The organism is Microbacterium sp. C448 (genome assembly GCF_000582705.2).
In the GTDB taxonomy this organism is placed as follows: Bacteria; Actinomycetota; Actinomycetes; order Actinomycetales; family Microbacteriaceae; genus Microbacterium; species Microbacterium lacus_A.
Genome location: NZ_HG779626.1, coordinates 30,088 through 43,946, shown reverse-complemented (window position 1 = coordinate 43,946; position 13,859 = coordinate 30,088). Strand labels below are relative to the sequence as shown.

The window sequence follows — 13,859 nt, the reverse complement described above, 5'->3', positions numbered from 1 at the left end:
CTGATCCGCCCGGACGGGTCAGAACAGGCGGGGGACCCCCGACTCGATGCCCTTCATGTCGTCGTAGTCCAGGGTGACGCAGCGGATGCCTCGGTCCGTCGCGAGGACGCGCGCCTGCGGCTTGATCTCTTGCGCGGCGAAAACGCCCGTCACCGGTGCCAGGTGAGGGTCGCGACCCAGCAGGGCGAGGTAGCGCGTGAGCTGCTCGACGCCGTCGATGTCTCCCCGACGCTTGACCTCAACCGCGATCGTTCCGCCGGCGGGGTCTCGCAGCAGCAGGTCGACCGGCCCGATCGCCGTCGGGAACTCCCGTCGAACGAGCGTGACGCCGTCACCGATGAGTTCGACCTGCTCGGCGAGCAGCCGCTGCAGGTCGGCCTCGACGCCATCCTTCTGCAGGCCAGGATCGGCGCCGAGCTCGTGGGACGTGTCGTGGATGATCTCGTAGATGTTGACCAGCAGGGCATCGCCCGACTTGGCGTGCGTGACACGCCACTGCTCGATGACGCCGGCTTCGCGGGCATCGTCGCCCGGCTGTTGCGATACCAGCGAGCACGGCGGACTCATCCAGTTGAGCGGCTTGTAGCTGCCGCCATCCGAGTGCACCAGCAGACTCCCGTCGCTCTTGTGAACGAGAAGACGGGTGGCGAGGGGTAGGTGCGCGCTGAGACGGCCGGAGTAATCGACGGAGCAGCGGGCGATGACGAGACGCACCCGTCCACGGTACCCGTCGGTGCCCCCGTGCCTTGCCACGAAGGTGCCCGGGGGGCGGGCTGAGAACCCGCCCCCCGGCGATGGCTACTGTGCGTCGATCGGCAGCAGGATGTCCTTGACCGACGGGTCGGTGCGGAGGAACTCCTGCACGGCCGGGTCTTGGAATGCCTGGACAAGTTTCTTGATGTTGTCGGTTTCGGCGTAGTCCGAGCCGATCGTGAGCTGTCCCGCGAACTCGTCGGGTGCGGCGGGGGCGTAGATCTGCTTGTCGATGTCGATCTGCGCCGCGAGGTAATACTCGGTGTAGCCCACTGCCGCGTCGAGATCGGGAAGCGCTCGCGACTGGGCAGCGAAGTCCAGCAAGACGAACGTGAGGTTCTTGGGGTTGGCAACGATGTCGTCCTGCGTGGCGTAAGCCTTGTCGACCGATGGATCGAGGGTGATCAGGCCCGCGCGTTCAAGGACCCAGAGACCCTGTGCCTCGTTGGCGGGGTCGGAGTAGAGCGAGATCTTTCCGCCATCCGGGATCTCGCTGATGTCGTCGTACTTGTCCGACCACACGCCGAAGCCCCATCGGAAGACGGGAACCGCGGCCGTCTCTCTGAAGTCCGGGTTGGCCTCGAGAACCTGGCTGAGCCAGAGCTTGTGCTGGTAGATCGTGCCGGCGACCTCGCCCTCGCTCACGGCGCGGTTGATGGTGTTGCTGTCGGCCAGACCGCGGAAGGCGATCGTGAGGCCGTACCGGGGAGCGACCTCTTTCGCGATGAACTCCACGAGCGCCTGCTCCGAGGCGTTGCCCTCGGCGGTGGCGATCTCGAGCGTTGCCCCAGCGATCTCGTTGGGGGACTGGGTCGGGTTGAGAAGCGGCACCACCACGGCGGCGCCGATCACGGCCACAACGGCCGCGCCGCCGACGATCCATGGCCAGCGCCGACGGGTTTTGACCGCGAACCCGTGGTCGTTGTCGTTCGGCGGTGTGGTGCGGGTGTCCTGTGTCGTTGTCATGGCAGATATCTCCTGGGGTGTTGTGCGAGTTTGGGGCTAGGGGGTGGGCTGAAGACGACTCGGCTGAAGAGAACGCCGCGTGCGGGCGTGGGGCGTCGTGAGGAAGACGAAGGTGTCGCCGAGCTTTTGCACGGCCGCGACGAGCAGAACGAGCACGATGATCGTGGCCAACATGACCCCGTTGTCGAAGCGCTGATAGCCGTAGGTCACCGCGACGTATCCGATTCCGCCCGCCCCGATGCTGCCCGCGATCGCGGAGTACTCGATCATCGCGATCGTGTTGATCGTGATGCCGCCGATGATGCTCGGAACGGCCTCGGACAGCTGCGCGGTGCGGATGATCTGGAGGGGGGATGCGCCGCTCGCCGTCGCGACGCGCGCCAGGTTGGTCGGGACGCCCCGCAGCGAGTTCTCGACGATGCGGGTGAAGAAGGCGATGCCAGCGATCGACATCGGGACGACCGCGGCGGCGATTCCGATGTTGGTGCCCGTGACGAATCGCGTGAACGGAACGATCGCGGCCATCAGAATCAGGAACGGCAGCGAGCGACCGATGCTGACGATTCCGCTCAGGACGGCGTGCAGCCGCGGCCGCGGGAAGAGGCCGTGTGGCGCGAGATTGTGCACGAGCGCGCCGAGCGGGATTCCGACGAGGACCACGATGGCCATGACGATCCCGACCATGATCAGTGTGTCGAGAAGCGCCGGGAAGATGAGGGCGGGAATGTCCGCGAGGGGGACATTGTCGATACGCCTCATGACGACACCGCCTCGGGGGCAACCGCCCCGGAGGGGACACCCGCGCGGACCGGTTCTTCCGGTCGAGCATCCAGGCCGAGGTCCTCCAGTGCTTGCCGCACACGCTCGCCGTCGGAGTGGGCGACACCGATCACCGCAGAACCGACGGTCGACTGATGAAGCACCTCGACGGACGCGCCGAGCAGCGACACGGGAACGCCCAGAGTCTCGCCGAGCCGCGACATCCAGTCCGTCGGGACGTGCGCGGAGCGATACGACACGACCCAGGTCGATTCGGACTCTCCGGCGACCGCGTGTGCGCGGCGGGGTTGGAGCGCGCGCCCGAGTTCTGAGTCGGCGTCGTGCAGGAGTTCGACGAGGCGCCCGGATTCGACGATACGTCCGTGATCGAGACGCGCAACGGAGTCGGCGATGCTGCGAACAGTGTCCATCTCGTGCGTGATGAAGATGATCGCCAGGTCTAGGTCGTCGCGGAGCTCTTTGATGAGCTCGACCACGGACGCCGTCGCCTCGGGGTCCAACCCGCTCGTCGCCTCGTCCGAGATCAGCACACGGGGGCGGAGCGCGAGGGCACGTGCGATGCCGACCCGTTGGCGCTGGCCGCCCGACAGCTCGTGCGGGTAGCTGCCCGCTTTGGCGGCGAGACCGACGCGATCGAGCAGCTCGGCCACTCGGCGCTTCGACTCGACAGGGGTGACGCCCAGATACTCCAGAGGCAGCGCGACATTCTGGGCGGCGGTGCGACGGCTGAAAAGACCGTCGTGCTGGAAGATCGTGCCGATCCTGCGACGGGCGACGCGCAGTTGCTTGGCGTTCAGGTGGGAGAGATTGTCGCCATTGACGATCACGGCCCCCGAGGTCGGCGCCTCGAGCAGGGTCGCGCACTGGGCGAGGGTGCTCTTGCCCGCGCCGCTCGGGCCGACGACCGCGAAGATCTCGCCGGACGCGACGGCGAAGTCGAGGCGGTCGAGCACTGTCGCGGTCCCGAAGGTCTTGGTGAGCTGCTCGAGACGAATCATCGCGTCGCCGGCCCTGGTTGGTTGATAGGAGGCATGCCGCCGACCGTAAGGGCGCCACGCAACGTCGGGACAGCCGAAACGACGCCGTAGGTAACCATGTGACGCAGTGCGTAGCCGTGTGACGTTTTGTGTTGTCTGCGCTGGCGTGAGCTGCCGGCGTGCCCGACGATTGCCCGATGACTCGACAGATCCGTTTCAATGCCTTCGACATGAACTGTGTAGCCCACCAGTCCTCGGGCATGTGGCGCCATCCGGACGATCGCTCAGCGAACTACAAAGATCTGAGCTACTGGACGGAGCTTGCCCAGCTGCTCGAGAGCGGAAACTTCGACGGCATCTTCATCGCCGATGTCCTCGGCACCTACGACGTGTACGGCGGCACGAACGAAGCCGCGATCCGGCATGGTGCCCAGGTGCCCGTGGGCGACCCGGTTCTTCTCATCTCGGCCATGGCCGCGGTGACCGAGCATCTTGGATTCGGCGTCACGGCCGGCACCGCGTACGAGCACCCCTATCCGTTCGCTCGCCGGATGTCGACGCTCGATCACCTGACGAAGGGTCGCGTCGGATGGAACGTCGTGACCGGTTACCTGCCATCCGCTGCTCGCAACATGGGCAACGACGATCAGCTCGAGCACGATGAGCGTTACGAGCACGCGGACGAGTACCTCGAGGTCCTCTACAAACTGTGGGAGGGGTCCTGGGAAGACGACGCGGTCATTCGCGACCGCGAGTCAGGTGTCTTCACCGACCCGCAGAAGGTCCACGAGATCGGCCACGAGGGCAAGTACTTCACCGTCCCGGGGATCCATATCTCCGAGCCGTCGCCGCAGCGCACGCCCGTGATCTACCAGGCCGGTGCCTCCTCACGCGGCATCGAGTTCGCCGCGGGCAATGCCGAGGCGATTTTCGTCGCCGCCCCCACCAAGGCCGTTCTGAAAAACACCGTAAGCAAGATCCGCGACGCCCTCGAGGCCGCTGGTCGCGATCGATACTCGGCTCGGATCTACACGCTGCTGACGATCATCACCGACGAGACTCCCGAAAAAGCACAGGCCAAGCACGAGGACTTCTTGCAGTACGCGAACCACGAGGGCGCCCTCGTCTTCATGTCCGGATGGATGGGCATCGACCTGTCGCAGTACGAGCTCGACGAGCCGGTGGGCAACGTCAAGAGCAACGCCATCCAGTCCGTCATCGCGAACTACCAGGAGTCGGCGGAGAATGGTGAGACATTCACCGTGCGGGATATCGCTCGCATCAGCGCCATCGGTGGGCTCGGCCCCACGCTCGTGGGGTCCGGCACAGAGATCGCGGATCAGCTTCAGGAGTGGGTCGCCGAAACGGATGTGGACGGGTTCAACCTCGCCTACGCGATCACGCCGGGCACCTTCGAGGACATCGTGACGTACGTGATCCCCGAGTTGCGCGCCCGCGGTGCGTACCCGACCTCCTACGTCGAGGGAACGCTGCGCCACAAGCTGCACGGCAACGGCGATCGCTTGCCCTCCGAGCACAAGGGTGCGGGCTATCGGGTGGGTGCTCTCGCGATCTCGTGAGAGTCGCTACAGCGTGGACGGGTCGTCGGATGCCGCCGGGCTTTCGTGGCGCCGACCCTCGCCGACGTGCGCTCCCGGAAGTGGGCGGGTGGCTCCGGACGCGAAGCCGGATGCAACGATGAGCGCGACCAGGATGTAGAGGGTGTTGAGTAGACCGATGTGCTCGCTGACGAACCCGAGCAGCGGCGGCCCACACAGGAACGCGATGTAGCCGATCGTCGCGGCGGCGCTGACGCGGGCCGCGGCGCGGGCTGGGTCGTCGGCCGCTGCCGACATCCCCAGCGGGAAGCCCAGCGAAACGCCCGCGCCCCAGAGCGCCGCACCGACGAAGACGAGGGGGATCGACGGCGCGAGGATGAAGAGCAAGAGACCGACCGTTGCCGCGGCCGCGAGAACGCGCAGGGTCGCGACGCGCCCGAACCGATCGACCAGCGGCCCGCCCGCGATGCGCACGACGGTCATGCTCACCGAGAACACCGCGAGCCCCGCCGCACCCAGCGCCTGGCTGGCGCCGTGGCCCTCGACCACGGTCAGCGCGAGCCAGTCGTTCGCGCCGCCCTCGGCGAAGGCCATGCCGAGCATCACGATGCCGAGCGTGTAGGTGCGCGGTTCGCGCCACGCCGACAGGGACTCGTGCAGGCGTGCACGCCAGTCGCGGCGCGGTTCACCCGACGGCGTCGGGTCCATGGCCACGATCCGGGCGGGCACGTTGGCGATGCTGACGAATGCGATGACGAGGATCACCCCGGCCATGGCCGCGGTGTGGACCAGGACGTTCAATCCCCACGTCACGGCGAGCACACCGATGCCCGCGCCCAGCACGGTTCCGAAGCTGAAGAAGGCGTGGAAGAGCGGGAGGAGTGTCTTGCCGAGTTGCTTCTCGATCACGGCGCCGTCGACGTTCATCATGACGTCGAGCGATCCGTTGCCGAGGCCGAAGAGGGCGAGGCCGAGTACGACGGCCCCATAGGAGCCCAGGGCATCCGTGCCGATTCCGATGATCGCGACGCCGATCGCGATGACGATCATCGCGACGAACATGCCGCGGCGTGCCCCGAAACGCGCGAGCACGATCGAGCTGAGCGACAGCCCGACGATCGAGGCAATTCCCGCCATGAGCAGGACGAAGCCGATCTGGATGTTGTCGATCTGGAGGGCTTCTTTGATGGCCGGAACCCGCGACGCCCACGTGGCGATCGAGAGTCCGCTCGCCGTGAAGATGGCGAAGACCGCCGTGCGCCAGCGCAACAGGGCGCGGTGGTCGAGGGGTGCGGCGAGTTCGGACATGGGCAGAGTCTATCGAATCGATTCGACGCTGCCCGGCCCGTACGGGGTACCATCGGTGGACCAATCCCGAACCCGGAGGAGCGATGGCTGCCGGAAGGCCCACGATCGCCGATGTCGCGCGTGTTGCTCAGGTGTCGCCGTCGACCGCGTCCGTGGTCTTCAGCGGCAAAGCCTCGGTGACGGATGCGACCCGCGCCCGTGTTCTCGAGGCCGCGGCGTCGCTCGGGTACACGGGCCCGGACCCTCGAGCCGCGTCGCTCCGTCGCGGGAGTAGCGGCATCGTCGGCGTGGTCTTCGAAGAACACCTCGGCGCAGCCTTTCGTGATCCGATCAAGGCGGTCATGATGGACGGGCTCGCCGAGGGGGTCTCGCCGCTCGGAGCCGGGTTGCTGCTGCTTCGCGATGATGCCGGAATCTCTCCGGACGTCGATGGGTCGGGCGCGGGCGCCGCGCACCCCGCACAGTCGGCGCCGAGTCTGCGCTCTGCCCCCGTCGACGCCGTCGTGCTGGTCGGATGCAGCGGACGTCTCGCAGACTCGCTCGAGGCCGTTCGCGGCCGGGGAATCCCCGTCGTCGTCATCGAAGGTGATGCCGGCCCCGGTATCCCGCGCGTCGAGTTGGACAATCGTGAGGCCCAGCGCCACGCCGCGCGCCACCTGCGCTCGCTCGGTCACGAGAACGTCGTGCTGCTGACCCTGCCCTTCGACGCGCGACGCTGGCGGGGATGGGTCGCTCCGGATGACTCCCGCGTCCCCGTCGTGGATGTCACGCGCGAACGACTCGCCGGTGCCCGAGACGTCTTCCCCGCGGTTCGCGTCTACGCGGCGGGCGGCAGCCTGATCGACGAAGGGCTCGCGGCCGGCCGAAGCATCCTGTCCGACGCGCACAATCGTCCCACCGCTGTCATCGCGCAGAGCGACCTGCTCGCGGCGGGCGTCGTCCGCGCCGCGGAAGAACTCGGTCTGTCGGTGCCGGCAGATGTCAGCGTGACGGGATTCGACGGCATCACCGTCGACGGATTCGCCCCGTACGAACTCACCACGCTGGTGCAACCCGCGGCGGAGAAGGGACGTGCCGCGGGCACGATCGTCACGCGGATGATCGAGGGTTTGGATGCCGCGTCGATCAGTTTCACCTGCACGTTCCGGCAGGGCAACACGACGGGTCCTCCGCCGGGCTGAGGGATTCCCGAGGACTTGTTCGAGGTCCGCGCGTCGTAGCACCGTAAGATAGGACCACTGTCCATTCCCTGAGCCACCCCGGCCGACATGACCGAGGAGACGCCCGTGCTGCTGATCCTCGCTGCGTTCGCCGTCATCTCGTTGGCAATGCCGTGGCTCGTTCGGACCCTCGGATCGCGGGCGTTCTACATCGCCGCAGCGATGGCGGCGGTGGCGTTCGTCGAGGCGGTTCTGAGGACGCCCGACGTCATCGCGGATCGGACGCCCTTCGAGTCGTTCGAGTGGATTCCCGCGCTCGGCATTTCGCTGTCGATGCGCATGGACACGCTCGCGTGGGTCATGACCCTCGTTGTCACCGGCGTGGGCGCGCTCGTGCTGCTCTATTGCCGCTGGTATTTCCGCGACAAGCCGGAGGGCCTCGGACAGTTCGCGGCGGTGCTGCTCGCATTTGCCGGAACGATGTACGGCTTGGTGCTGACGGACGACATCGTCGTGCTGGTGATGTTCTGGGAGATCACGAGCATCCTGTCGTACCTGCTGATCGGGTACTACCACCGCCGGGCCTGGAGTCGCCGCGCCGCCCTCCAAGCCCTCCTGGTCACGACCCTCGGCGGACTCGTGATGTTGATCGGGGTCGTGCTGCTGGTCGTCGACACGGGTACGTCGAGCCTGTCCGGCATCCTCGAGATCGCGCCGAGCGGGCCGGTGGTCGATGCCGCGCTCGTGCTGCTCCTCGTCGGCGCACTCAGCAAGTCGGCGATCTTCCCCTTCCACTTCTGGCTGCCGGGCGCGATGGCCGCCCCGACCCCGGTGAGCGCGTATCTGCACGCCGCCGCGATGGTGAAGGCCGGGATCTACCTGCTTGCCCGCCTCTCGCCCGTGTTCGCGGATGCCCCGCCGTGGCGGCCGATCGTCATCTCGCTGGGCGTGCTGACGATGCTGATCGGAGGCATCCAGGCGTTGCGCGAACGTGACCTGAAGCGCATCCTCGCCTTCGGTACCGTGAGCCAGCTCGGGTTCCTCACCGTTGTCCTCGGCTTCGGAACGCGCGACGCGGCGCTCGCCGGCCTTGCGCTGCTGCTCGCGCACGCGCTGTTCAAGTCCAGCCTGTTCCTGATCGTCGGTGTCATCGACCGCCAGCTCTCCACGCGCGATATCTCGGAGTTGTCGGGCCTCGGCCGTCAGGCTCCCGTGATGGCGACCTTCGCGTTCATCGCGATCGGATCGATGGCCGGGGTGATTCCTACGCTCGGCTTCGTCGCGAAAGAGGGCGTGCTCACGGCCCTTCTCGATGAGGCTCAGGGCGGCTCGGCCTGGGGCCTCGTTGCTCTGATCGGCATCCTGATCGGATCCGTGTTCACGGTCGCCTACGGCATCCGATTCCTGTGGGGCGCGTTCTTCCGTAAGCGGGACGTGCCGGTGACCGAGTGGCCCGACCCGCCGATCGGCTTCCTCGCGGCTCCCATCGTCCTCTCGGGTCTGTCGATCGTCGGTGGTTTTGCCGCACCGTGGCTGGATGTCGCGCTGCAGGGTTACGCCGACACCGCGCCGGCTTCGACGCCCGGAGTCGCGGCCCCCGAGTACGCCTACCACCTGGCGCTCTGGCACGGGCTCGAGCCCGCTCTGTTCCTCTCGCTCGCGACGCTGGTCGGCGGTGCGCTGGTCTTCGCTCTCGCGCAGGCGACGCGGTGGGATACCCGTCGGAGACTCGTGCGATTCACGGCGTCGGATGTCTATTACGAGGTCGTTCGTCAGGTCGACCGCCTCTCGGTCGCCACGACGACCCTCACGCAGCGCGGTTCGCTCCCGATCTATGTCGGCACGATCTTCGTGGTGCTCGTCGCCGCCGAGACGACCGTGATGCTCGCCTCACCGACGTGGCGCGCGCAGCTCGATGCGTGGCAGTCGCCCATCCAGCTCGTCGCCGCGCCCCTCATGATCGCCGCGGGTATCGCCGCGGTGCTCGCCCGCAAGCGGTACACCGGTGTTGTGCTCGTGTCGGTGACGGGGCTCGGCATGGTGCTGCTGTTCGCCACGAGCGGGGCGCCCGACCTCGCCCTCACGCAGATCCTCATCGAGACCGTTACGCTCGTCGCCTTCGCCCTGGTGCTGCGCCGCCTCCCCGCGCAGATGGGCGATCACAACGCCTCCGTCGCCCGGGTTCCGCGAGCCATCCTGGCTATCGGTGTCGGCGTGACGATGGCCATGGTCGCCGCGATCGCGACCGGCGCGCGCATCGAGGCACCGATATCGGAATCGTGGCCGCCGCTCGCCTACGAGCTGGGACACGGGCGCAATGTCGTGAACGTGGCTCTGGTGGACATCCGTGGGTGGGACACGATGGGCGAGCTCTCGGTGCTCGTGCTCGCGGCAACGGGAGTCGCATCCCTCGTCTTCGTCACCGATCGCGCCGACAATCTGCAGCGGCTGACCTCGGGCGTGCCCACGATGCCCGCTCGCCGCCGGCGTCGTCCGCTGGTCGAGACGCTCGCCGGCCCGCGCCCGCAGTCCGCGGCTAACGCGGGCAGCCCGCAGACGTGGCTTGTCGGTGGCCAGCGGATGCGCCCCGAAAATCGCTCGATCATCCTCGAGGTCATCGTGCGCGTGCTGTTCCACACGATCATCGTCGTCTCGATCTACCTGCTCTTCGCCGGCCACAACCTGCCGGGTGGCGGGTTCGCGGGCGGGCTCGTCGCGGGCATGGCGCTCGTCATGCGCTACGTGGCCGGTGGACGGTACGAGCTGGGAGCGGCCGCCCCGACGGATGCGGGCCGCCTGCTCGGGGCGGGCATGGCGATCGCCGTCGCCTGCGCCGTCGTCCCCCTCTTCTTCGGTGCTCCGCCGCTCACGAGCGCGTTCGTCGAGGCCGAGCTTCCGATACTCGGACACGTCGAATTCGTGACGACGACGATCTTCGACGTCGGCGTGTACCTCGTGGTCGTCGGTCTCGTGCTCGACGTGCTGCGCAGCCTGGGTGCCGAGGTCGACCGACAGAGCCAGCCCGCGCGCACCGGGGAGGTGGTCAGCTGATGGATGTTTCGCTGACCCTCATCATCGTCATGGGCGCGCTCTTCGCGTGCGGCGTCTACGCGATGCTCGAGCGCAGCCTGACGCGCGTCTTGATCGGGTTCCTGCTTCTGGGGAACGCGGCGAACCTGCTGCTGCTGATCGTGATGGGACCCCCGGGAATCGCCCCGTTCTTCGGGTCGGGCGAGACATCCGAGATGTCCGATCCCTTGCCGCAGGCCCTCACGCTCACCGCGATCGTCATCACCTTCGCCATCTCGGCGTTCCTGCTGGCCCTGATCTATCGGTCCTGGCAGCTCGGTCAGGCCGACACGGTCATGGACGACGAAGAAGATGTCGCCCTGCGCGAGCGCGGTGTCCAGTCCGAGGACGCGATGGATGACGAGGGATCGACGGATGCCGAGGCGCCCACCGATTTCGTGGGTGTCGAGACCGCCCCGATCACGGTTCTGCACAGCCGCGACTTCCCGGGTCTCGTGGACGACGCACCGACCGACAAGCCTGCCGCGCGACGTCAACGCGAGGGGGGTGAGGACTCGTGAGCTCGCTGGTCCCGCTCCTCGTCGCGCTGCCGCTCATCGGTGCCGCCCTCACGCTCGTGTTCGGGCGTCGTCGACGCCTGCAGGTGATGGTGTCGGTCGTCACCCTGGTCGCGGTGCTCGTCATCGCCGCGATCCTGCTGTACACCGTCGATCAGGGCGACCCCATCGCGGTCTCGGTCGGCGGGTGGCCGATCCCGTTCGGTATCGTGCTCTACGTCGATCCCCTCGCCGCGCTGCTCGTGCTGGTGTCGAGCATCGTGCTGATCGCGGTCCTGCTCTTCTCGATCGGCCAGGGCGCGGCGGACGGCGACGAAGAGACGCCGGTCTCGATCTTCTACCCCTCGTACCTGATCCTCGCGGCGGGCATCTTCAACGCCTTCATCGCGGGCGACCTGTTCAACCTGTACGTGGGGTTCGAGATCCTGCTGGTCGCGTCGTACGTGCTGATCACGCTCGGCAGCACCGAGTCGCGCATCCGGACGGGCGTCGTCTACATCGTCGTCTCGCTCGTGTCGTCGATCCTGTTCCTCTCGGCGATCGCCGCGATCTACGCATCGCTCGGCACCGTCAACATGGCGCAGATCGCGGCCCGGATGGGCGAGCTGCCGCAGGACGTCCAGCTCGTGCTGCACATGCTGCTGCTCGTCGCCTTCAGCATCAAGGCCGCGGTGTTCCCGCTGTCGTTCTGGCTGCCGGACTCCTACCCGACCGCGCCCGCCCCCGTCACGGCCGTGTTCGCGGGCCTGCTGACGAAGGTCGGCGTCTACGCGATCATCCGAACCGAGACCCAGATCTTCCCGAACAGCGACATCAACATGCTGCTGATGGTGATCGCGTTGGCGACCATGATCGTCGGGGTGCTGGGCGCGGTCGCGCAGGCGGAACTCAAACGCATCCTGTCGTTCACGCTCGTCAGCCACGTCGGGTACATGATCTTCGGGCTGGCGATCGGCACCGCTGCGGCCTACGGCGCGACGATCTACTACATCGTCCACCACATCATCGTCCAGACGACCCTCTTCTTGGCCGTCGGACTGATCGAACGCCGGGCCGGCAGCACGTCGATCCTGCGCGTCAAGGGTCTGATGAGGGCCGCACCTGTCATCGCTGTGCTCTACTTCATCCCCGCCGTGAACCTCGGCGGCCTGCCACCCTTCTCGGGGTTCGTCGGCAAGTTCGCCCTCTTCGACGCGGCCGCGCAGGTCGGTACGCCGGTCATGATGGTGCTCATCGTCGGCGGCATCGTCACCTCCCTGCTGACGCTCTACGCGCTCATGCGCGCATGGAACCTGTCGTTCTGGCGAGAGGAAGAGGATTCGACCGAGACCGAGGCTCGCATCGCGTACCTCGGGCGGTCGACGGGGGCGGCCGTCGAGACCGAACGGCGCGTCATCCCGCGCATCATGACGGCGGCGACCGGCGGGATGGTCGCGGTCACGCTCGCGCTGACGATCTTCGCCGGGCCACTGCTTGACATCTGCATGCGCGCCGGCGAGGTGCTGACGCATCCGGTGACCATCACTCAGATCGATGAGGAGGCCGCACCGTGAGCCCCGACTCCCGCGCCTCGCACGCGCGCCACATCTGGGCGCAGCTGCCGTTCTTCGGGTGGCTGATCGCGCTGTGGATGTTGCTCTGGGGTCAGTTCACGTGGCTGGCGTTCTTCTCGGGGCTCATCGTCGCGATCGTCGTCACGCGCATCTTCCGGTTGCCGCCGGTCGACCTGTCTGGGCGGCTCAACCCCTGGTACGGCCTGGTCTTCGTCACGACGTTCCTCGCGGCGCTCGTGCGCGGCTCTCTGCTCGTCGCGTGGCAGGTGCTGGACGTGCGCCGCCAACCGGGTGTCGCCGTCATCGCCGTCCCGCTACGCACCGACGATGACCTGATCATGACCCACACCGCGGTCACGGCATCGCTCATCCCGGGCTCGATCATCCTCGAGGCGGACCGTGATCGTCGTGTGCTCTACCTGCACGTGATCGGGGTGCGTAACGAGGCGGATGTCGAGCACCAGCGACGAGCCGTGCTCGGCTGGGAGGCGCGGATCGTCCGAGCCGTCGGCTCGCGCGAGCAACTGCGCGTCATTCGTGACGCCACCGTCGACACCCCACGACAGGGCGGGGCCACCGTATGAACGTGCTCGTCGTCATCATCCTCGTGGTCTTCGCGATCGCGGCGCTGCTCGCGCTGATCCGCATCGTGATCGGGCCCTCGATCCTCGACCGCGTCGTCGCGAGCGACGTCCTGTTGACCGAGATCATGTGCATACTCGGGGCCGACATGGTGATCAATCACCACACACGGTCCTTGCCCGTGTTGCTGATCATCGCGGCCGTGGGTGTGTTCGGGTCGATCTCGATCGCCCGCTTCGTCGCGCGAAGGGACAACCCGAGATGACGGACCTCGACTGGCTGGCGATCGCCGACACCACCGCCCTCGTGCTGGTCCTGATCGGCGCCCTGTTGTGCCTGACCGCATCGATCGGTCTGCTGCGCTTCCGGGACGTTCCGAGCCGCCTGCACGCGGCCACCAAACCGCAGGTTCTCGGGCTGCTGCTGATCTGCATCGCGATCGCGCTGTCTCTGCGGGCATGGCCCGTCGCGGCGTTCGTCGTCCCGGTATTTCTGATCCAGCTCGCCACGGCACCGCTGTCGGCGCACATGGTGGGCCGAGCGGCCTACCGCAACGGCACGCTGGACGAGGGTGCGCTCGTCGTCGACGAGCTGCGCGACTCGCGCGAGACGCCCCCGGCCGCGGGCGGCTGAC

The 13,859-nt window shown here is 67.4% G+C and carries 13 protein-coding genes; 8 read left to right on the top strand and 5 right to left on the bottom strand.

The genetic code is table 11. The annotated features are described in order from the left end of the window. Positions 1–18: 18 nt before the first annotated feature. The 4 genes from nucS to MIC448_RS04590 all read right to left on the bottom strand — a co-directional run bounded on the left by nucS (position 19) and on the right by MIC448_RS04590 (position 3,497). Positions 19–714 carry an endonuclease NucS gene (gene nucS, locus MIC448_RS04605; protein WP_036296648.1) on the bottom strand — a complete coding sequence of 232 codons (696 nt, stop codon included), beginning with the start codon at positions 712–714 and terminating at the stop codon, positions 19–21. An 84-nt stretch (positions 715–798) separates the two neighbouring features. Then, on the bottom strand, positions 799–1,719 hold the full coding sequence (locus MIC448_RS04600; RefSeq protein WP_036296645.1) for a MetQ/NlpA family ABC transporter substrate-binding protein: 921 nt from the start codon (positions 1,717–1,719) through the stop codon (positions 799–801). A 36-nt stretch (positions 1,720–1,755) separates the two neighbouring features. After that, positions 1,756–2,478, bottom strand: coding sequence for a methionine ABC transporter permease (locus MIC448_RS04595; RefSeq protein WP_036296643.1), 723 nt, complete (start codon positions 2,476–2,478; stop codon positions 1,756–1,758). Beyond that, positions 2,475–3,497: a methionine ABC transporter ATP-binding protein gene (locus tag MIC448_RS04590; RefSeq protein WP_081766184.1), complete on the bottom strand. Its 1,023-nt coding sequence runs from the start codon at positions 3,495–3,497 to the stop codon at positions 2,475–2,477. The genes MIC448_RS04595 and MIC448_RS04590 overlap by 4 nt, the downstream gene beginning before the upstream one ends. 176 nt (positions 3,498–3,673) lie before the next feature. On the opposite strand from MIC448_RS04590, the gene MIC448_RS04585 reads away from it, so the two are divergent. Beyond that, complete coding sequence (locus MIC448_RS04585; protein ID WP_036296640.1) at positions 3,674–5,056, top strand: LLM class flavin-dependent oxidoreductase; 1,383 nt, start codon at positions 3,674–3,676, stop codon at positions 5,054–5,056. A 6-nt stretch (positions 5,057–5,062) separates the two neighbouring features. Here the strand turns inward: MIC448_RS04585 and MIC448_RS04580 are convergent, their stop codons facing one another. Further along, a complete protein-coding gene (locus MIC448_RS04580) occupies positions 5,063–6,343 on the bottom strand; it encodes an MFS transporter (RefSeq protein ID WP_051513138.1) in 1,281 nt (426 codons plus the stop codon). 83 nt (positions 6,344–6,426) lie between these two features. Here MIC448_RS04580 and MIC448_RS04575 point away from each other — a divergent pair, with 83 nt between their 5' ends. The 7 genes from MIC448_RS04575 (at position 6,427) to mnhG (ending at position 13,858) form a co-directional block, all read left to right on the top strand. Further along, on the top strand, positions 6,427–7,524 hold the full coding sequence (locus MIC448_RS04575) for a LacI family DNA-binding transcriptional regulator (protein WP_036296637.1): 1,098 nt from the start codon (positions 6,427–6,429) through the stop codon (positions 7,522–7,524). Positions 7,525–7,629: 105 nt separating this feature from the next. After that, on the top strand, positions 7,630–10,554 hold the full coding sequence (locus tag MIC448_RS04570; RefSeq protein ID WP_036296770.1) for a Na+/H+ antiporter subunit A: 2,925 nt from the start codon (positions 7,630–7,632) through the stop codon (positions 10,552–10,554). Further along, a complete protein-coding gene (locus tag MIC448_RS04565; RefSeq protein ID WP_036296635.1) occupies positions 10,554–11,093 on the top strand; it encodes a Na(+)/H(+) antiporter subunit C in 540 nt (179 codons plus the stop codon). Before MIC448_RS04570 ends, MIC448_RS04565 begins: the two co-directional genes overlap by 1 nt. Further along, entirely contained in the window at positions 11,090–12,643 is a 1,554-nt protein-coding gene (locus MIC448_RS04560) for a Na+/H+ antiporter subunit D (RefSeq protein WP_036296633.1), read from the top strand. Before MIC448_RS04565 ends, MIC448_RS04560 begins: the two co-directional genes overlap by 4 nt. Then, positions 12,640–13,227 (top strand): Na+/H+ antiporter subunit E, encoded by a 588-nt coding sequence (locus MIC448_RS04555; RefSeq protein ID WP_036296630.1) that lies wholly within the window; start codon positions 12,640–12,642, stop codon positions 13,225–13,227. The genes MIC448_RS04560 and MIC448_RS04555 overlap by 4 nt, the downstream gene beginning before the upstream one ends. Next, on the top strand, positions 13,224–13,490 hold the full coding sequence (locus MIC448_RS04550) for a monovalent cation/H+ antiporter complex subunit F (protein WP_036296627.1): 267 nt from the start codon (positions 13,224–13,226) through the stop codon (positions 13,488–13,490). The genes MIC448_RS04555 and MIC448_RS04550 overlap by 4 nt, the downstream gene beginning before the upstream one ends. After that, the gene (gene mnhG, locus MIC448_RS04545) at positions 13,487–13,858 is read left to right on the top strand and encodes a monovalent cation/H(+) antiporter subunit G (protein WP_051513136.1); all 372 of its coding nucleotides are present in this window, start codon (positions 13,487–13,489) and stop codon (positions 13,856–13,858) included. Before MIC448_RS04550 ends, mnhG begins: the two co-directional genes overlap by 4 nt. Position 13,859: the final 1 nt, after the last annotated feature.

Coding starts and splice junctions, on each gene's coding strand:
- MIC448_RS04600 (WP_036296645.1), bottom strand. CDS start 1,719: ATGACAACGACACAGGACACCCGCACCACACCGCCGAACGACAACGAC.
- MIC448_RS04595 (WP_036296643.1), bottom strand. CDS start 2,478: ATGAGGCGTATCGACAATGTCCCCCTCGCGGACATTCCCGCCCTCATC.
- MIC448_RS04590 (WP_081766184.1), bottom strand. CDS start 3,497: ATGATTCGTCTCGAGCAGCTCACCAAGACCTTCGGGACCGCGACAGTG.
- MIC448_RS04585 (WP_036296640.1), top strand. CDS start 3,674: ATGACTCGACAGATCCGTTTCAATGCCTTCGACATGAACTGTGTAGCC.
- MIC448_RS04580 (WP_051513138.1), bottom strand. CDS start 6,343: ATGTCCGAACTCGCCGCACCCCTCGACCACCGCGCCCTGTTGCGCTGG.
- MIC448_RS04575 (WP_036296637.1), top strand. CDS start 6,427: ATGGCTGCCGGAAGGCCCACGATCGCCGATGTCGCGCGTGTTGCTCAG.
- MIC448_RS04565 (WP_036296635.1), top strand. CDS start 10,554: ATGGATGTTTCGCTGACCCTCATCATCGTCATGGGCGCGCTCTTCGCG.
- MIC448_RS04550 (WP_036296627.1), top strand. CDS start 13,224: ATGAACGTGCTCGTCGTCATCATCCTCGTGGTCTTCGCGATCGCGGCG.
- mnhG (WP_051513136.1), top strand. CDS start 13,487: ATGACGGACCTCGACTGGCTGGCGATCGCCGACACCACCGCCCTCGTG.